Below are 16,775 nucleotides of genomic sequence, written 5' to 3'. Positions count from 1 at the left end.
CCGGTCGCGTCCTGACAGCGTCCAGTCGCGGAATGACGCACCACATGTGGATCGAGCCCACGGTCGGCGTCTAGCGCGCTGTCGTCGAGGTCGGGTCCGATGTGGGCGCGTCCCATGGGTTGAGGCATTGGACGCCGAGGGGTTCGAAGTGCTTGGTGTTGCGTGTCGCGACGGTCATCTCGGAAGCCTGTGCGATGGCGGCGATGAGGGCGTCGTCGAACGGCGCGTGCTCGGGAACCCGGTAGGCGGCAAGGATCCGCGCGGCCGCCAGGTCGAAGGGCAGCACGCGGCCTGCGAATGTGGGCAGGACATGCTCGTCGAACCACCGGCGCAGGATCGCTCCTTGAGCTGGATCGGACCGCTCCTTGGCGACGACTCCGCGCTCGATCTCAGCGATGGTCGTGGCTGTCACGAACTGGTCGGCCACGGGGATCGACGCCGCCCATGCCTCCACCGACCGATTGCGTCCTCGGACTCGCAGCGCGGACACCACGTTCGTGTCCAAGACGAACCTCATAGCTCAGGCGTTCGTGCGGCGAGGCCCAGGCGGTCGGGCTCGAACTCGATGTCGGCGCCCTCGTCCGTGCTGAGCAGGTCGACGATCGTGACGGGCTCACGCTCAAGACCGTGGGCGAGAATCTCGCGGGCCTCCGCCTCGACCGATCGGTGATGCTGTGCGGCGCGCGCGCGAAGCGCGGCCTTGGTGCCGGCCGGAAGGTTGCGGATCAGGATCTGCTCCATGGTGACCACCTTCTGAGATATCACGATGATGATATCGCTTTGCGGCCAGTGGCGGCAACCACGCAGCTCCTCGGTCTTGCTCGTGAGGCGGGGCCAGTCGGGTTCAGTCCAACGTCCTTGGACTCCTGACCTGCAGCGACTCGACCCCGGCCCGGGTGGGCGAGATTCGGATTGGTCGTTACGCCGAGGAGGCGCTGGTGACTGGGGGTCGACCAGTTCCAGGCTTCACTTAGCGGCCAGCTGCGACGGTCGACGATCGTCGTCGGGCATCCCATGGCGAATGCGTGTCCAAGTCTTTCAAAGCGATCATGGGCCTGCCGCGTTGACGCAGGTCAGCGCCCATGGCGTCTGAAAAGGCGCGCCGCCCTCTCAAAGCGGTAGCGCGGGCGCGAGTGCTTCAGGTGCCCAGACGGCCCGGGCGGGGCATATCGGTCGTCGGGTTACGTGCAGCGATGGCCGTGACCAGGGTGGTGATCAGGGCAAGGACGCCGTATCCGGCTGCGATCTGCGGGAGTGAGAACGTGTGGGAAAGCTGGCCGGAGATGAGGCTGGGGAAGGTGGCGCCGCTGTAACTGAGGAGATAGACCACGGCGAAGATCGGTGCGCGGTCGGCCAGAGAGCTGCCGAGCAGCAGGCCGCGGGTGGCGGCGCTGATGGCGATGCCCTGAGCGGCTCCCGCAACGAGAGTAGCGGCGATGAACAACGGCAATGTGCCAGAGGCGATCGCCGTGACGATGCCGATCCATCCTGTCAGGAAGGCGATCATGCCGATACGCTGCGCCACTGCTGGTGAGAACCGGCCGCCAAGGGGAGCGCCCAGAGCGCTGGCACCCATGTAGGTGGCGAACACCAATCCAAGGACGAACGAGCTGCTGGTGTGAAGTTGATCCTGAACCAGCGCCGGAACGAAAGCCTGATAGAAGGCCCCGGTCGCCCAGGTGCCCAGAAGCACTGCGGCCGCGACGGGAAGCAGCTGCCTGACTCGGACCGGTACGCGAACGTCGGGGCGCAGTGCTTGCCATCCGCCCGGCACCGGAGTCACGGTCTCCGAGCTGATGGCGACGAGTGCGGCGGACAGCAGGAGCAGACCGACGACGACCAGGTAGACGAGGTCACGTGGCCAGGGGCCGAACTGGACCAAGGCACCGGAGCCGATGGCGCCTACGGCAAGACCGAGCATGACTGTCTGACTGGAAGCGACGGAGGCCAGCCAGGTCGGCCTGGCCGGCGCGGCGTCGACGATGTAGGCGGTGAGGCTGCTGCTGGCCAGCCCGGCGCCGAGACCCATCAGCAGCCGACCTGCGATCAGGATGCCGATGTCGTGAACGTCCAAGAGCAGCAGGCAACCCAGGACGAGCAGTCCGAGGCTGGCGATCGCGGTGGGCCGTCGGCCCACATGATTGGACAGTCGTCCCAGCACCAGCAGTGAGCTGAGCGTAGCGGCGGAGTAGGCGACGACGGTCAAGGAGATGCCGGAGTTGGTGAACCCGTCCTCGGCTCGGTAGATGTTGAAAAGAGGGATCGTCGAGCCCACTGCGGCGAACACGGCCACCATCGAGACCACCGCTGACACGAACGTCAGCCGGAGCGTTCTGTCCCCGCGGCCCAGGGTGGTCGCCGGAGTCACGTGTGGCATCGAGCCTACGGCGTGGTCTCGTCGCCGCGTTCGTTGCTCTGCGCGGCCATCTCCTTGCGGACCTCATCCATGTCGAGGCCCTTGACACCATCGACGACCTGCGCCAGAGCCGCGGCGGGCAGGGCTCCCGCCTGGTTGAAGACCAGGACACCCTCACGGAACACCATCAGGGTCGGAATCGCCGTGATCCCCACGGCGGCGGGGATACGCCGCTGGGCCTCGGTGTCGAGCTTGGCGTGAACGATCTCGGGATTGGCCTCCGAAGACCGTTCGAAGACCGGGGCGAACTGCAGGCAGGGACCGCACCAGGAGGCCCAGAAGTCGACCATGACGATGTCGTTGCCGCTGATGGTGCTCTCGAAGGTGTCGTCGGTGAGTTCGATCGTGCTCATGGCGTTCCTTTCGTTGATCCGGCGCGGGCGGGCCTGCTCAATGCCCACGCCCCTGTCCGGGCGTGGTCGTGTGGGAGCCGGGGAGCTCGGGGTCGAGGACGTCGGCATATTCCGGGTGAGCGTTGACGAACGCCGCTGTGAACGGGCACGAGACGGTGGCGGTCTTTCCTTGCCGGCGCAGCTCGTCCAGGACGCCACCGATGAGCTTGCTGGCCACTCCCTGCCCCCGGAACTCGGGAAGCACCGAGGCCGCCAACAGGACGACCCGATGCCCGACCTGGTTGTAGACGAGCCCTGCGGCTGTCCGGCCTCCGACCGTGGCTTCGTAGACGCCGCCCTCTCGGTTGTCGGTGATGACGATGTCTTCGGTGTCGGACGTGGTGGCTCCGGACTGGTCCGGGCCGTCTGAGTCTTGATCAGTGCTGGTCAGGGTGACCATGTCGTCGGCGTTGTCCGCCATAGTGGGCTCCTGAGATCTCGTATGACCTACTGGTATCGGCCGTTGTAGCGGGTTCCGCTGCGGGTGTCGGTGAAGCTGACGCCCACTCGCACTCCGTCCTCGACGATCCACCGGACCGTGTAGGTCGCCCGGTAGGTCGGCGGCCAGAACGACGCGAAGGTCCCGTCACCGGTGACGGACCACTCGCCGGCCGACGGCGCACCGCGCTCGACGTAGGTCGTCCGGCCGTCCGCCGTGAACGACTGCGTCGCACCGTCCTCGAACACGAACTGTGCGGCGGTGAGGGCGGCGATCATGTCCGCCGCGTCGATGGGCTGGCCATCGGCAACGTCCCCACCGGAGGGCAATTGGTCCATCGGACTCTCCAGACATCGGACAGAGCATGGGCCGCCGCTGTCACGTCACACTGGCGACCAACTCGGAACACTCTGTGAGCTCTACTCTAAGGACGATATGGTCCGCTGTGAAATGTACCCGGCCGATCCGAGACGATCTGCTCGGCACCTAAGCGGGCTGGATGCCGTCCATCACGGCTGACCAGTCGGCCGCATCATGGACTATCAAGTCCATTCCAGGCACTGTCGCGGGCGTCGTCGCACGCCCGCCGTCGATGATCCGGCGTCAGAACTGGAGGACGTGCTTGATCCCGCCGGAGCGGCCGCTGGCGACCTGGTTGGCGATCGTGACGCCGTCCTTCACCGGGGTCGTCTTGATGTCGAGTCTCAGTTCGCCGGCGGCGGCGCGTGCGGCGAGTTCACCAAGTGCGGTTCCGTCGGGCTGTACATAGAGGTCCGACGTGGTGATTCCGCGAACCGGGTCGGGAGCGTCCGACGTGATGGAGCACAGTCGCCCCCCGTCGGTGAGGAGCCCCATCGCGTCCTCGGCGGTCCCTGTTGCGGCGATGAGGACGGCATCGAATCGTCGACCGGTCTTCTGCGCCCAGCCTTCGACATGCGTGTCGATGACCTCGCTGACCCCAAGGGCTCGGAGCTGATCGGCGTGGACGGGTCCTGCGCCGGCGACGACGTCAGCACCCCGGAGGCGAGCGAGCTGAACGGCGAGTGACGCTGTGGGGCCGGAGGCTCCGACGACGAGCAGGCGCGTGCCGGCATCGACCTGGAGCTCGTCCAAGGCCTGCTGAGCTGTGAGCCCGGCAACCGGCAGTGCCGCGGCCATGGCCGGAGCCAGGTTCTCGGGCAGCCGTGCGGCGTGGCCGGAACGGACCAGAACGTGCTCTGCCCAGGTGCCGCTACCGCCGGGGAGGGGAGCCTCGTGGACCAGCACGAGGTCGCCGTGGCGGAACTGCGTCTCGTCCGGGCCGGTCGCGGTGACGCGGCCGATGGCCTCGACGCCCAGGGCCGCGGGCGGTGCGAGGCCGACGTCCCATCCGCCCGTGTGGAGCAGGGCATCCCACGGTCCGATGCCGGCGGCGAGCACCTCCAGGACGAGTTCGCCGGCGCCAGGCTGGCGGGGATCCGGAAGTTCGAGGAGTTCGAGCTCGCCGTCGGGGGCGCGAACACCGAGTCCGATCATGACTTCTCCTTCTGCATCGACCATGTCAGTCCGTGTTTCGCGTTTCAGGCGACGGGCCATGTGCCGGGATGACTGGCTTCAAGGATCGAGGGAGTCTGGCGACCACGAGCCGGTAGGAGTCGGTGACGAGCTGCCTCACCAGGTCCTCGTCGAGGCTCGTGCCGCCTTCTGCCGTGATCCAGTGCTTCTTGTCCATGTGGTAGCCGGCCGTGATCTCTGCGTACTGCTCTCGTAGTGACACCGCTTCGTTCGGGTCGGCCTTGAGGATCACGACGGGGTGTCCCGGCATGTCGGTCATGAGCATGAAGACCTTGCCGTGCACCTTGTAGACCTCCCAGTTCGGGCCGACACGGTGTTCGAACGTGACGTCGGGCAGTTCTAGCGCGGACGCGTTCGCAACCTTCTGCAGCTCTTGCCCGTCCATGACTGATCACCTCCTCGATCGAACGGTATGTCCCGGCCGGTGAGGGTCACGCGAAGGTGAACAGCCGGTCGGGCTCGAATCGCGAGACCGGGGTCTTGTACTGCTTCTCCAGGTCGGGGTAGCCGAGCGCCAGCAGCACGGTGGTGGTGTGTCCGGACTCGCGGATCTTGAAGGCCTTGTCGACGGTGACGGGGTCGAAGCCCTCGAGTGGCATGGCTTCGACGCCGAGCTCGGCGGCGGCCATCATCGTCAGCCCCATCACCATGTAGGTCTGCTTCTCCATCCAGTGGTAGGTGTCCTTGTAGGTGTAGTTGCGCAGGTTCACGAAGTCGCGAGTCATCGATTCCCACCGCTCCTGCTTCGTCTGATCTGGGAACCGGCCGTCAGCCCGCTCCTTGGCGAACACCGCTTCGAGGTGGTGCTCGGGCACATCGGCACGGGTGGTGAAAATGATCGTGTGCGAGGCGTTGAGGATCTTCTCGGCGTTGTCCTGGAACCGTTCGCCGAGGTTGGCGGCGAGCCGCTCCTTGCCCTCTCGAGTGGCGAGAACGTAGAAGTGGTTGGGCTGGATGTTCGTCGACGTGGGGGCGGAGCGCAGGAACCTCAGCAGCTGCTGGAAGGTCTCCTCGGGGATCGATTTGCTGCCGTCGAAGTACCGGCTCAGGTGCTTGCTCATGAGCTCGTCGAGATTCATCTCATTCTGCTTTCTCGTGTGCCAACGGGTTGGCGGGCTGCAGGATGATGTCGGTCGGAACTAGGGCTCGCGGGCGAGGAGCTCGCTCAATCGGTCGAAGCTGATGCCTGTCGTTGCGGTCGCGGTATCGCCGGCCAGCAGCGCCTTGGCTGCTTGTTCGAGAGCGCCCATCGCGTGTGTGTAGAGCGCTGGGCCCAGGCTGATGCGTTTGACCCCTGCCTTCTGCAGTTCGGTGACGGTCAGCACCTGGTCGGCCGGTGAGATCAGGACGTTGATCGGCGTCGGAGCGACGGCGGCGACGATCGCGACCAGGGACTCGAGGTCGGGCGGGAACGGTGCGTAGAGCACGTCGGCACCGACCTCGGCGAATGCCGTCAGCCTTCGGATGGTGTCGTCGAGATCGGGCCGTCCCTGGATGAAGTTGTCGGTGCGAGCGGTGATCACGATGCGTCGCTTCGCCGCGGTGACGGCGCTGCGGACGCGGCTGACCGCGTCGTCGAAGTCGCGGATCGGGCCATCGGGGTTCCCGGTGGTGTCCTCGATCCCGATGCCGGCAAGTCCTCGCGTGACGGCGCTGTCCACGGTCGCGGCGACGTCTCCCGGGGTCTCGCCGTAGCCGTCCTCGAAGTCGCCGTTGACGGGCAGTCCGGTGAGCCGGCCGAGCAGGTGTGCGTGATCGAGATGCTCTTCGCCGGTGACGCTGTGACGTCCGTCGATGCGGCCGAGCGTGGCCGCCAGGGCCGCCGACGACGTTCCGATCGCCTCGAAGCCCGCATCGGCCAGTATCAACGCCGACACGCCGTCCCAGGCGTTCGGCATGACGAGGCCACCCTCGCGGGCGTGCAGCGCCATGAACCTCTCATAGAGCTCGGAGCCGGACATCTCGTTCCTTTCCCGGGTGATCGATCAGGGTGGCGAGGGCTGGGCCGGCCGGGCTGGTGTCTTCGCGGGAGCGGCGGGCACTCATGCCCGCACCGGAGCGGGGATGTCGACGTCGGTCTGGTTGACGTTGTTGAGGTAGTTCGTCAGCAAGGCGCGGACCGCCAACGCCACGATCGCCAGGACCTGTGGATCGGTGTACCCGGCACCCCTGACGGCCGCGAGGTCGGCGTCACTGACGTGTCCACGCGTCTCGATCACCCGCTGGCTGAAACGCGCGACGGCCGCCCGGCGGGGATCGATCGAGCTTCCCGCCCGCGCCAGGTCGATGTCCTCCACTGACATTCCCCCCTGCCGCGAACCGGCGGTGTGCAACGCCAGGCAGTAGTCGCAGCCGTTGGCTTCGGACACGGCCAGCGCGATGGTGTGGCGCGTCTTCGCGTCCAGGAGCCTGTTCGCCTTCGCCTGCAGCGTCATGACGATGTCGAGGACGACCGGGTTCGCCGCGAGGGTGGTGAACATGTTCGGCACGAAGCCGACTGCGTGCCGATCTGGTCGAGCGTGCCGCGCACGTCGTCGGAAGGCCCATCAGCAGGGAAAACGCTCAGGCGCGACAAGGAAATCAGCTCCAGTCCATGTGGGAGTGGGGTCAGGTATCCAACCGGGGGGTTTTGGGCTTCGTAGCCCACTTCCGAAAGGCAACACCATGCGGGACTGGGTTGTCAAGCCCATTCTTGATATGGTCGGGAACATGAAGTCCACGACGGCAGCGCCCGAGCCTCGCCAGCTCACGGGGAAGGGGCAGGCCACCCGCGCCCGAATCCTCGAGCACACCGCTGCGCTGATCTACCGCAACGGCGTTCACGCGACGAACAACGAGCAGGTTCGCCGCGCCGCCGGCGTCAGTGGATCACAGCTCAACCACTACTTCCCGACCAAGGAGAGCCTCGTGCTGGCGGTGATCGCCTGGCAGGCCGAGAATGTCCTCTCGCTCCATCGCGGCGACGAGTTCGACTCCTTCGAGGACGTCGAGGGGTTTCGGAAGTGGGCAGCCTTCTACGTCGGGTACGAGCGCGCCTTCCATGAAGGTTGCAGCCTCGGGTCGCTCGCCAGCGAGATCATCAAGACCGACCTCGACGTTCACGATGAGCTCTCTGAGGCGTTCACGCAGTGGCGACTGATCTTTCGCGACTCGCTCGCCCGTTTGCAGAGGCTCGGCCGGCTGAGCAACGATGCCGACCCCGAGCAGCTCGCGAACCTGCTCCTGGCGGCGTTCCAGGGAGGCATGCTCCTCGCCCAGATCGCCCGGGAGATATCTCCTCTCAGGGACGCCCTGCGGGCGGCTATCGACCACGTTGAGAGCTTCGCGATCACACCCGACTCCTAGGCAGCGGCACGTACCCAGCGAGCCGGCCCTGAGTCTCACTCATGATGATGTCTCTTTCGCATCAGGGTCGAACAGAACGCGATACCCGCCGTAGCCCTCGGCCTCGAGGTCGGCGACCGGGACGAAGCGCAGCGCGGCCGAGTTCATGCAGTATCGCTGGCCCCCGGCATCGGCGGGACCGTCGTCGAAGACGTGCCCGAGGTGACTGTCGGCGCCCGCGGAGCGCACCTCCGTGCGGGTCATCCCCAGCGACCGGTCGGTCTTCATGCGAACGGCGGCGGGAACGATGGGCTTCGTGAAGCTCGGCCATCCCGTGCCGCTGTCGTACTTGTCGGTCGACGAGAACAGCGGCTGGCCGGACACCACGTCCACGTAGAGGCCGGGCTCGTGGTGGTCCCAGTACTCGTTACGGAACGGAGGCTCGGTCCTGTCCTGCTGGGTGACGCGGTACTGGTCCTCTGTGAGGCGGCTCAGCGCCTCCGGCTTCTTGCTGTAGTCGTGGGACACGATGGTCACCTCTCAGGCGTCGTACTGCTTGATGGCCGAGATCTCGAACTCGATGTGTGGTCGATGGACGCTCACGACGGTCGTTCTCGCGATGCCGTCGCGACCGTCCCATCCGGTGCGGCCGCGTCCGCAGCCATCGGCCCGCCGGCGTCGCGCCGCTGACGGGCGCCGAGGCTGGCGGCGACGAACTCGGCCCGAGGGTGCTGCACGGACAGCAGCGACACGATGTCGCGTCCATAGAACAGCGCCGAGAACCAGACCAGGGCCACCCGGACCTTGCGTTCCCACGTCGGGACGGCCAGCACGTGGTAGCCGCGGTGCATGAGCCAGGCCAGCAGGCCCTTGATGACGATGAGGCGGTACTGGAAGATCCCCTTGCCCAGGCCCAGCGTGGCGACAGTGCCGAGGCTGTGATGCTTGTACGGCTTCACCGTGCCGCCGCGCAGATCGGCGACGATGTTCCTGGCCAGCCGCTTGCCCTGCCGGACCGCGTTCTGGGCGTTCGGCACCGTGAACGAGCCACCGGGGATGTCCGAGGCGAGATCGGGCACAGCGGCGTTGTCGCCGGCCGCCCAGGCATCCGGGATGGCGGCGTACGGCGTGCCGATGCGCAGATCGGCCCGAACCGGGAAATGGCCGGCCCGGTCCACCGGCAGGTCGGTGTGCCGCGCGACGACCGAGTTGCTCTGGTTGCCGGCGGCCCAGACGAGCAGGTGGTTGTCGTACTCGGTGCCGTCGGACAGCACGATGTGGTCGTTCACGGCCGACACCAGGCTCGTGTCGAGGTGGACGCGGGCGCCGCGCTTCTCCAGGTGCTCGACCACCCATCGCGCCGGCTTGTCGCTGACCTCGGGCAGGATCCGGTCGCGCACCTCGACCAGGTGGAAGCCGAGCTCGTCGGCGCTCAGCTCGGGGTAGTGCTCGAACAGGGCCGTGGCCAGCGAGAGCAGTTCGCCGAAGGCCTCGACGCCGCTGAACCCGCCGCCCACGACGGTCACCGTCAACAGCTTGCGCCGCTCCGGGCCGGCCGGCAACGTGGCCGCCTGCTCGAACGCCGTCAGCAGCCGGTCGCGGATCGCCACGGCCTCCTCGACGTACTTGAGCCCGACGGCCTCGTCCTCGATACCCGGTATGGGGAAGGTCCGGGTCACCGCGCCGGCGGTGATGACGACGGTGTCGTACTGCAGGTCCTGCTCCGTGCCGCCGACAGGCCGCACTGTGGCCCTACGGTGCGCGTGATCGATATGGACGACGCTGCCGACGATCAGGTGGGTGTGCGGAAGGTGCCGACGCAGTGACACCGCGACGTGCCTGGCCTCGATCGAGCCGGCCGCCACCTCGGGCAGGAACGGCTGGTAGGTCATGTAGGGCCGCGGGTCGACGAGCGGACCGACGCCTCGTCGGTCCGCAGCTTCTTCTCCAGCTTCCAAGCGGTGTAGAAGCCGGCGTAGCCGCCGCCGATGATCAGGATCCTCCGCAGCGCCACCTCCTCGAGCGCGAGCATGTGCGGGTCGGCCGGGCCAGGGACCGTGGTCAGTTGCGCCCGGCCATGATGCCGCCGTCGACGTCGACGATGGCGCCGGTCATCCAGCTCGCCTTGTCCGACAGCAGGAACGACACCGCGTTCGCGATGTCCTCCGGGCTGCCGACCCGGCCCAGCGGGTGGAAGCCGGCAAAGCCGTCGACGGTGGCATCGAGCTCGTCCTCGGGGACGAAGCCCAGGTAGAGGGGTGTCTTCACGACGGCGGGCGCGACCGCGTTGACCCGGATGTGGTGCGGGGCCAGTTCGATCGCGAGCGCCTTGGTGAACGAGTGCAGGCCGCCCTTCTGCACGGAGTAGCCCGTGTGCGGCGTCACCGCGATGCCCTGGTGCGCCCACATCGAGCCGACGTTGACGATGGCGCCGCCCCGGCCTCCGGCCACCATGCCCGCGACGACGGTCTGGGTGATGAAGAACAGCGCGCGGTTCAGCTCGTTGTAGGAGTCGTAGAACGCTTCGTCGTACTCGCTGAACGCCTTCGGGATGAAGAAGCCCGCGGCGTTGACCAGCAGGGTCGCGTCGGCGTGGTCGGCGGCGAGCTGCTTGCGGAGCTCGGGCACCTGGTCGCGGTCGGTCAGCTCGGCCGCGATGCCCCATGCCTTTCCGTGCTGCGACAACTCGCCCACCGTCGCCTCGACCTTGCCATGGTCTCGGCCCGTGACGACGGCGCTGCCGCCGCCGGCGACGACCTGGTGGGCCGTGGCCAGCCCCATGCCGCTGGTGCCGCCGATGACCACGACCTTGCGGCCCTCGAAGTCTTCACTCATGACAGTCGTCCCTTCACTGCTAGCCCCGGCACGCCCGGCCGGACGACCCGAACGTAGACGCGACAGAACTGGTCGGTCAAGTCCACTCCGAACCACTCCAGCGTGTGATCCAGGCGGGCCTGGGAGCCTGCGTCGACCCCTGTGTCCGAAGTGCCCCTCCGTGGTCCGGCGGTGTGCCTCGACGATGGGAGCGGCACGATCCTATGGTCATATGTGCTGGCCGCAGGCTGTTTGTCCGTGCGGTTCGGTCGCCTTTCGACTGGACCCGCTCCGACCTCGGAGCCGATGATGCCCGGAGTGCCCTCGTCCGGCCTCGGTTCGCGGTGCGTGCAGCAACAGGGACTATCGGGTCCACATTCTGGGGTATATCTGGGCTGGACCCAGACGCTGGCGTGACCGCCGTCCTTCGCTGCAGATCGCCGACCCCCTGACAGGAGCAACGAGATGACCGATGTCACCTTCACCCACCGCCGGGCCGACAGCTCGGCCAACGAAGACCTGACCAAGCTCGCCCGCCACGGCGCCGACGCCTTCGGCTACCAAGCCCACCTGCGCATCGACCGTCAGCTCGCCCAGCTCCTACGCCTGCGGGTGTCGCAGATCAACAACTGCGTCTACTGCCTCGACCTCCACCACGAGGCAGCCCGCGCAGCCGGCATTCCCCGAGCGGTGATCGACACTTTGACCGCCTGGTGGGAGACGGACCTGCACGACGACGCGGCCCGCGCCGCGCTCGCCTACACCGAGGCGATCACTCGTGTCGCAGATGCGACTGTGGCCGGCGATTTCGGTGCCCGGCACGATGCGCTCGCCCAGCACTTCTCCCGAGAGGAGATCCTCGAGATCATCGGGATCGTCATCAACATGAACGTCTGGACCCGGCTCAAGATGGCCGAAGGCGCCGCCCCCAGCCTCGCCGGACAGCCGACGTTCGGGTGACGCCTGCGCCATTCCGGCTGACACGCCTCAGGCGTTCCACGAGTGCTCGAGCGTCGCCCGGTCCCACCCGCCGAGGTCAGCCGCGGCGTTGTAGGTGGTCTCGAGGAACTCGTTGAGGGCGCGGTCCGGATCGGGTGCGGTGGCGACGGCCTCGTACGGCAGCAGGTACTCGCCGTTGGCGTAGGACGCGTCCGACGGGCGGATCGGGTGGTCGGCGTATCCGTCGGGTTCGGGGTACGCGTAGGCGTAGAACGCGCCTTCCTCGCCGCCGCCGGGCCAGAACCCGAAGCTGGCCAGCTCGTGCGAGTAGCCCTCGCGCATGACCCAGTCCGGGCAGTTGGGCGCACCGCCCGGGTGCGGCGGCGCCGACCGGCCGGAGAACCGGGTGCACGCCAGGTCCATGGCACCCCAGAAGAAGTGCACGGGGCTGACCTTGCCGACGAATCCCGACCGGAACTCCGTGAGGGCACGGTCGGCTCGGAGGAGCTGGCGCCAGAACAGCTCCACGGCGCGCGAGTCGTAAGAGCTGTGCTCGTGGTCCTGAGCGAATGGGATCGCCGGGTCGACCTCGTTCGGCACGGCGTGGATCCGGGTCGGGATCCCGAGCTCGCTCAACGCGTCCATCGTCTCGGCGTAGAAGGCGGCGACCGGCTTGGGTGCGAGCGGCACGCCTCGACGCCTACCGTCGCTGGTGCGGATGTGCAGCTGGTGGTCGACGAAGTCGAACTCGATGTCGAAGGTGCCGCCTCGGTACGGGATGGCCGAGGTGGTCAGGCCGCGAGCGCTGACGTACAGGGTGACGTGCCACCAGTGGTTGGCCATCGGCGCGTGGGCCATGCGGATCTTCCCGACGATCTGGGTCCACAGGTGCAGCGTATCTCTGGTGTCTGCCCAGTCCGCGAGCTTCAGCCGAGGCCACGTCGCGCCCAGATCGGTGCTCTGCTCCGCCATCATGTCGTCAGTCTGCGTCCGTGCACATGTGCGATGTCAAGCCGTCGAGCGAACACCAAGTGGTCCCTGAGGTCCAATCTGTCGCGACCGAGGTCTCCGTCATCGAGTCTTGCGTCTGGTCAGATGGAGGATCGGTGCACCGGCGCCGCTCCTCCAGGCCGGTAGCCTTACCCCTGTGACCAGGTCAGGGAGTGTCGAAGGGGAGCCGAGGCTGACGCCGCGCGGGGCGGCGACGAGGCAGCGCATCATCGCGGCCGCGGCCGAGCTCATGTACGTGAAAGGGGTCAGCTCGACCACTCTGGACGAGGTCCGCGCGGCGAGTGGCACGAGCAAGTCCCAGCTCTACCACCACTTCGCCGACAAGGAGCAGCTCGTGCGCGCCGTGGTCGCACTGCGCGCGGAGCAGATCATCGAGCGCGAGCAGGCCGCGCTGCTACGCCTCAGATCGTTCAACGGGCTGCTGCGGTGGAGGGACGCTCTCGTCCAGCGCAACGCTCTGCAGAAGGGCGCGCACGGCTGCATGCTCGGCTCGCTCGCCGTCGAGGTGTCCGACCAGGACGACGTCGCCCGATCGGCCCTGGCAGAGACCTTCGGCGAGTGGGAAGGGCTCATCGAAGCCGGCCTGCGCCGCATGCAGGAGGCGCGGACACTGGCCGCCGACGCCGACCCTCGGAAGCTCGCGACCGGGCTGATGGCAGCGCTGCAGGGCGGCTACCTCCTCGCCCAGGCTGCTCATGACATCGCACCCATGGAGACTGCGCTCGACCTGGCGCTCGATCACGTCAGGACTTTCGTCTCGGACTCCTGATCGCCGCGGTTACCCGGCAGAACGCGATCGAACACAACTCAGCGCCAGGTCGAGCGCTGCCTCCAGCTGGGTGATGTCCCGGCTGGCTCTCGCCAGCAGCGATCCGCCCTGCAACGCCGCCGCCAAGCTCGTCGCCAGTCTGGCCGGATCCGTGTCGGCGGCCAGTTCGCCGTTCTCCCGCATCCGGTCGAAGCCGGCCGTCAACAACGTCACGAGTGCGGAGAGCGCGACCGGACGCGCCGCCGACGACCCGTCGCCGTCGCACCCGCGGTGGGTCGCGTCGTGTACCGCTGATGCGTTGAGGATCATGCGTCGGTGCACGCCGACGACCTCATCGCGCCAACGCACCAGATCCTCTATCGAGGCCAGGCCGCGCAGTGTTGATCCTCCCCAGGTCAGGGCATCGCCGGGCGAGTCGGCAGCCTCGACGTCGGCGCAGCCATCTCGGCCCATCGATGAACCCTCACCACGGTCGTCTTCAGAGCCCATGATCGATCTTCCCTGTGTCGAGGTTCCTGACTGGGATGGACGTTACAGTCCACCAGGGTGACACCCATAGCCGACCGGCGAAATGGGGCGATGGTGCGCCAGGGGCGGTCTTGTTATGGACTATCTAGTCCAGGTACGTTGGTGCCTGGAACAGTGGGCAGCAACCGGACGCGAGGCCTGAGGGTGGAGTCCGGGCGCCCCGTGAGTGCCGTGGAGGCGAACGAATGAGCTCGATCGCGAACCGGCAGTCGCTGCCCGGGTCTCAGCCGGCCGTGCAGCCCCTGGACAAGGGCAGCGTGGTCGTCCGGTGGATGACGTCCACCGACCACAAGATCATCGGCTACATGTACCTGATCGCGTCGTTCGGGTTCTTCCTGTTCGGCGGCGTGCTGGCGCTGTTCATCCGGGCCGAGCTGTTCTCGCCGGGGCGTCAGGTCGTCAGCGACGAGATGTACAACCAGCTGTTCACCATGCACGGCACGATCATGCTGCTGTTGTTCGCGACGCCGTTGTTCATCGGTTTCGGCAACATCATCGTGCCGCTGCAGATCGGCGCGCCCGACGTCGCGTTCCCGCGGCTGAACATGTTCAGCTTCTATCTGTTCCTGTTCGGCGGGCTCATCGTGTGCGCGGGGTTCATCACCCCGGGTGGTGCGGCCGACTTCGGCTGGTTCGCCTATGCGCCGTTGCACAACACCGTCTACAGTCCGAACGTCGGTGGTGACCTGTGGGTAGCGGGCCTGGCGATGGGCGGTTTCGGCACCATCTTCGGCGCCGTCAACTTCATCACGACCATCGTGTGCATGCGCGCACCCGGCGTCACGATGTTCCGGATGCCGATCTTCACCTGGAACATCCTGGTGACGTCGATCCTGGTGCTGATCGCGTTCCCGCTGTTCGCGGCCGCGCTGTTCGCGCTGTTCGCGGACCGGAACCTCAACACGCTGATCTTCGACCCGTCGTCCGGCGGTGCGGTGTTGTGGCAACACTTGTTCTGGTTCTTCGGCCATCCCGAGGTCTACATCATCGCGTTGCCGTTCTTCGGCATCATCACCGAGGTCATCCCGGTCTTCAGCCGCAAACCGATCTTCGGCTACAGGGAGATGGTGTTCGCGACCTTGGCCATCGCAGCCCTCTCGGTGGCGGTGTGGGCGCACCACATGTTCGTCACCGGAGCGGTGAACCTGCCGTTCTTCGCGGCCATGACCATGCTCATCGCCGTCCCCACCGGCATCAAGTTCTTCACCTGGATCGGCACGATGTGGCGGGGGTCGCTGACGTTCGAGACACCGATGCTGTTCTCCATCGGTTTCCTGGTGACGTTCCTGTTCGGCGGCTTGACGGGCATCATCCTGGCGTCGCCGCCGCTGGACTTCCACGTGTCCGACACCTACTTCGTCGTGGCACATCTGCACTACGTCGTGTTCGGCACGGTCGTGTTCGCGATGTTCGCCGGGTTCTACTTCTGGTGGCCCAAGTTCACCGGGCGCATGCTCGACGAGCGCCTGGGCAAGGTGCACTTCTGGCTGTTGTTCATCGGTTTCCACGGGACGTTCATGGTCCAGCACTGGCTGGGGGTGGAGGGCTTCCCGCGCCGGTACTCCGACTACGAGCCCGGCGACGGCTTCACCTTCCTGAACCAGTTCTCGTCGGTGTTCGCCTTCGTGCTGGCCGCGTCGACGCTGCCGTTCCTGTGGAACGTGTGGCAGACCCGGCTCGCGCCGAAGGTCGAGGTCGACGACCCGTGGGGCTTCGGCAACTCCCTCGAGTGGGCCACGTCCTGCCCGCCGCCGCGGCACAACTTCACGTCGCTGCCGCGGATCCGCAGCGAGCGGCCCGCGTTCGACCTCGAGCACCCCGAGACCGCGGAACGTGGCCTGAGCATGCCACCGTCCTGACCGCCGCCATCAGAGACTCGTGGCAGTGCTCGACGCTGCGTGATGAGCCTCGTCGACGGGAGGGAAGGGCCTGAGCATGAGCCGCTTGGAGGAGAGCTCGAGCCGGTCCGCGGCCTCGCGGTTGACGGCGCGTGGCGCGAGGACGAGATCTCGCATCATCGCCACGGCCGCGGAGCTGATGCGCGTGCAAGGTGTGGGCGGCACGACCCTCGACGATGTCGTCGTCGCCGGCAACGTGAGCAAGTCACAGCTCTACCGGCACTTCGACGACAAACGAGCTCTGGTGCGGGCGGTCATCGAGCACGTGGGGGACCGCACCATCGCGGTCGAACGACGACGGCTCAGCACGGTGACGACGCTCGCGGAACTGACGCGGTGGCGAGACGCCCTCGTCGAGAACGGGGTGCTGCGAAAAGGCAGGTATGGGTGCCCGTTGGGTTCGCTGGTCGTCGAGGTCGCCGATCACGACGCGATCGCGCGGAAGAAGCTCGACGAGCTGTTCTCGGTGTGGCGAGGACTCTTCGAAGGTCTCCTGCGGCGGTTCCAGAAGGCCGGTGTCATCCCGCAAGAATCTGACGTCTCGCGACTGGCGATGGGTCTCCTGGCGGCTGTGCAGGGTGGCTACCTGCTGGCGCAGGCGTCCCGTGACGTCGCGCCCATGGCGGCCGCGATCGACATGGCACTGGCGCAGCTTCGACTGCCCGAGGGCACGCCCTGAGGATCGGCCCGA

19 protein-coding genes and 2 pseudogenes are annotated in these 16,775 nt (G+C 67.0%); 5 read left to right on the top strand and 16 right to left on the bottom strand.

Annotated features, from left to right (window positions below; all coding sequences use genetic code 11):
- Positions 1-70: 70 nt before the first annotated feature.
- The 11 genes and pseudogenes from HD601_RS24375 to HD601_RS24325 all read right to left on the bottom strand — a co-directional run bounded on the left by HD601_RS24375 (position 71) and on the right by HD601_RS24325 (position 7,367).
- Positions 71-517 (bottom strand): PIN domain-containing protein, encoded by a 447-nt coding sequence (locus HD601_RS24375; protein ID WP_184826296.1) that lies wholly within the window; start codon positions 515-517, stop codon positions 71-73.
- Positions 514-741, bottom strand: coding sequence for a FitA-like ribbon-helix-helix domain-containing protein (locus tag HD601_RS24370; RefSeq protein ID WP_184826294.1), 228 nt, complete (start codon positions 739-741; stop codon positions 514-516). The genes HD601_RS24375 and HD601_RS24370 overlap by 4 nt, the downstream gene beginning before the upstream one ends.
- 397 nt (positions 742-1,138) lie before the next feature.
- Entirely contained in the window at positions 1,139-2,296 is a 1,158-nt protein-coding gene (locus HD601_RS24365) for an MFS transporter (protein WP_221441269.1), read from the bottom strand.
- An 86-nt stretch (positions 2,297-2,382) separates the two neighbouring features.
- Entirely contained in the window at positions 2,383-2,769 is a 387-nt protein-coding gene (gene trxA / locus HD601_RS24360) for a thioredoxin (protein WP_184830158.1), read from the bottom strand.
- Between the two features lie 37 nt (positions 2,770-2,806).
- Positions 2,807-3,229 (bottom strand): GNAT family N-acetyltransferase, encoded by a 423-nt coding sequence (locus HD601_RS24355; protein WP_184826290.1) that lies wholly within the window; start codon positions 3,227-3,229, stop codon positions 2,807-2,809.
- 26 nt (positions 3,230-3,255) lie between these two features.
- Positions 3,256-3,585, bottom strand: coding sequence for a hypothetical protein (locus HD601_RS24350; protein ID WP_221441267.1), 330 nt, complete (start codon positions 3,583-3,585; stop codon positions 3,256-3,258).
- A 265-nt stretch (positions 3,586-3,850) separates the two neighbouring features.
- The gene (locus HD601_RS24345) at positions 3,851-4,762 is read right to left on the bottom strand and encodes an NADP-dependent oxidoreductase (protein ID WP_184826288.1); all 912 of its coding nucleotides are present in this window, start codon (positions 4,760-4,762) and stop codon (positions 3,851-3,853) included.
- 25 nt (positions 4,763-4,787) lie between these two features.
- Positions 4,788-5,186: an MmcQ/YjbR family DNA-binding protein gene (locus HD601_RS24340; protein WP_184826286.1), complete on the bottom strand. Its 399-nt coding sequence runs from the start codon at positions 5,184-5,186 to the stop codon at positions 4,788-4,790.
- A 46-nt stretch (positions 5,187-5,232) separates the two neighbouring features.
- Positions 5,233-5,880, bottom strand: a complete 648-nt coding sequence (locus HD601_RS24335; protein ID WP_184826284.1) for a nitroreductase family protein — start codon at positions 5,878-5,880, stop codon at positions 5,233-5,235.
- A 60-nt stretch (positions 5,881-5,940) separates the two neighbouring features.
- Positions 5,941-6,762 (bottom strand): isocitrate lyase/phosphoenolpyruvate mutase family protein, encoded by an 822-nt coding sequence (locus HD601_RS24330; protein ID WP_184826282.1) that lies wholly within the window; start codon positions 6,760-6,762, stop codon positions 5,941-5,943.
- An 81-nt stretch (positions 6,763-6,843) separates the two neighbouring features.
- Positions 6,844-7,367: pseudogene (locus tag HD601_RS24325) on the bottom strand (carboxymuconolactone decarboxylase family protein).
- Between the two features lie 143 nt (positions 7,368-7,510).
- Here HD601_RS24325 and HD601_RS24320 point away from each other — a divergent pair.
- Positions 7,511-8,146, top strand: coding sequence for a TetR/AcrR family transcriptional regulator (locus tag HD601_RS24320; RefSeq protein ID WP_184826278.1), 636 nt, complete (start codon positions 7,511-7,513; stop codon positions 8,144-8,146).
- Between the two features lie 39 nt (positions 8,147-8,185).
- On the opposite strand, the gene msrB is transcribed toward HD601_RS24320, so the two are convergent.
- The 3 genes and pseudogenes from msrB to HD601_RS24305 form a co-directional block, all read right to left on the bottom strand.
- Positions 8,186-8,653, bottom strand: a complete 468-nt coding sequence (gene msrB, locus HD601_RS24315; RefSeq protein ID WP_184826276.1) for a peptide-methionine (R)-S-oxide reductase MsrB — start codon at positions 8,651-8,653, stop codon at positions 8,186-8,188.
- A gap of 71 nt (positions 8,654-8,724) precedes the next feature.
- Positions 8,725-10,133, bottom strand: a pseudogene (locus HD601_RS24310) (NAD(P)/FAD-dependent oxidoreductase).
- Positions 10,134-10,186: 53 nt separating this feature from the next.
- A complete protein-coding gene (locus HD601_RS24305; RefSeq protein WP_184826274.1) occupies positions 10,187-10,960 on the bottom strand; it encodes an SDR family NAD(P)-dependent oxidoreductase in 774 nt (257 codons plus the stop codon).
- Between the two features lie 444 nt (positions 10,961-11,404).
- On the opposite strand from HD601_RS24305, the gene HD601_RS24300 reads away from it, so the two are divergent.
- Positions 11,405-11,899, top strand: a complete 495-nt coding sequence (locus HD601_RS24300; RefSeq protein WP_184826272.1) for a carboxymuconolactone decarboxylase family protein — start codon at positions 11,405-11,407, stop codon at positions 11,897-11,899.
- A gap of 27 nt (positions 11,900-11,926) precedes the next feature.
- Here the strand turns inward: HD601_RS24300 and HD601_RS24295 are convergent, their stop codons facing one another.
- Positions 11,927-12,850 carry a DUF5996 family protein gene (locus tag HD601_RS24295; protein ID WP_184830156.1) on the bottom strand — a complete coding sequence of 308 codons (924 nt, stop codon included), beginning with the start codon at positions 12,848-12,850 and terminating at the stop codon, positions 11,927-11,929.
- 175 nt (positions 12,851-13,025) lie between these two features.
- Here HD601_RS24295 and HD601_RS24290 point away from each other — a divergent pair, with 175 nt between their 5' ends.
- Positions 13,026-13,658 (top strand): TetR family transcriptional regulator C-terminal domain-containing protein, encoded by a 633-nt coding sequence (locus tag HD601_RS24290; protein ID WP_184826269.1) that lies wholly within the window; start codon positions 13,026-13,028, stop codon positions 13,656-13,658.
- Positions 13,659-13,667: 9 nt separating this feature from the next.
- On the opposite strand, the gene HD601_RS24285 is transcribed toward HD601_RS24290, so the two are convergent.
- Positions 13,668-14,147, bottom strand: a complete 480-nt coding sequence (locus tag HD601_RS24285) for a hypothetical protein (protein WP_184826267.1) — start codon at positions 14,145-14,147, stop codon at positions 13,668-13,670.
- A gap of 224 nt (positions 14,148-14,371) precedes the next feature.
- Here HD601_RS24285 and ctaD point away from each other — a divergent pair, with 224 nt between their 5' ends.
- Positions 14,372-16,045 carry an aa3-type cytochrome oxidase subunit I gene (ctaD, locus tag HD601_RS24280; RefSeq protein WP_184826265.1) on the top strand — a complete coding sequence of 558 codons (1,674 nt, stop codon included), beginning with the start codon at positions 14,372-14,374 and terminating at the stop codon, positions 16,043-16,045.
- Positions 16,046-16,121: 76 nt separating this feature from the next.
- The gene (locus HD601_RS24275) at positions 16,122-16,763 is read left to right on the top strand and encodes a TetR/AcrR family transcriptional regulator (protein ID WP_184826263.1); all 642 of its coding nucleotides are present in this window, start codon (positions 16,122-16,124) and stop codon (positions 16,761-16,763) included.
- Positions 16,764-16,775: the final 12 nt, after the last annotated feature.

Origin of the sequence: Jiangella mangrovi, from assembly GCF_014204975.1 — a bacterium.
Lineage (GTDB): Bacteria > Actinomycetota > Actinomycetes > Jiangellales > Jiangellaceae > Jiangella > Jiangella mangrovi.
This window is presented reverse-complemented; position numbering and strand designations above follow the sequence as displayed.

Coding starts and splice junctions, on each gene's coding strand:
- HD601_RS24375 (WP_184826296.1), bottom strand. CDS start 517: ATGAGGTTCGTCTTGGACACGAACGTGGTGTCCGCGCTGCGAGTCCGA.
- HD601_RS24370 (WP_184826294.1), bottom strand. CDS start 741: ATGGAGCAGATCCTGATCCGCAACCTTCCGGCCGGCACCAAGGCCGCG.
- HD601_RS24365 (WP_221441269.1), bottom strand. CDS start 2,296: ATGGTGGCCGTGTTCGCCGCAGTGGGCTCGACGATCCCTCTTTTCAAC.
- trxA (WP_184830158.1), bottom strand. CDS start 2,769: ATGAGCACGATCGAACTCACCGACGACACCTTCGAGAGCACCATCAGC.
- HD601_RS24355 (WP_184826290.1), bottom strand. CDS start 3,229: ATGGCGGACAACGCCGACGACATGGTCACCCTGACCAGCACTGATCAA.
- HD601_RS24350 (WP_221441267.1), bottom strand. CDS start 3,585: ATGGACCAATTGCCCTCCGGTGGGGACGTTGCCGATGGCCAGCCCATC.
- HD601_RS24345 (WP_184826288.1), bottom strand. CDS start 4,762: ATGATCGGACTCGGTGTTCGCGCCCCCGACGGCGAGCTCGAACTCCTC.
- HD601_RS24340 (WP_184826286.1), bottom strand. CDS start 5,186: ATGGACGGGCAAGAGCTGCAGAAGGTTGCGAACGCGTCCGCGCTAGAA.
- HD601_RS24335 (WP_184826284.1), bottom strand. CDS start 5,880: ATGAATCTCGACGAGCTCATGAGCAAGCACCTGAGCCGGTACTTCGAC.
- HD601_RS24330 (WP_184826282.1), bottom strand. CDS start 6,762: ATGTCCGGCTCCGAGCTCTATGAGAGGTTCATGGCGCTGCACGCCCGC.
- HD601_RS24320 (WP_184826278.1), top strand. CDS start 7,511: ATGAAGTCCACGACGGCAGCGCCCGAGCCTCGCCAGCTCACGGGGAAG.
- HD601_RS24305 (WP_184826274.1), bottom strand. CDS start 10,960: ATGAGTGAAGACTTCGAGGGCCGCAAGGTCGTGGTCATCGGCGGCACC.
- HD601_RS24300 (WP_184826272.1), top strand. CDS start 11,405: ATGACCGATGTCACCTTCACCCACCGCCGGGCCGACAGCTCGGCCAAC.
- HD601_RS24295 (WP_184830156.1), bottom strand. CDS start 12,850: ATGGCGGAGCAGAGCACCGATCTGGGCGCGACGTGGCCTCGGCTGAAG.
- HD601_RS24285 (WP_184826267.1), bottom strand. CDS start 14,147: ATGGGCTCTGAAGACGACCGTGGTGAGGGTTCATCGATGGGCCGAGAT.
- ctaD (WP_184826265.1), top strand. CDS start 14,372: ATGAGCTCGATCGCGAACCGGCAGTCGCTGCCCGGGTCTCAGCCGGCC.
- HD601_RS24275 (WP_184826263.1), top strand. CDS start 16,122: ATGAGCCGCTTGGAGGAGAGCTCGAGCCGGTCCGCGGCCTCGCGGTTG.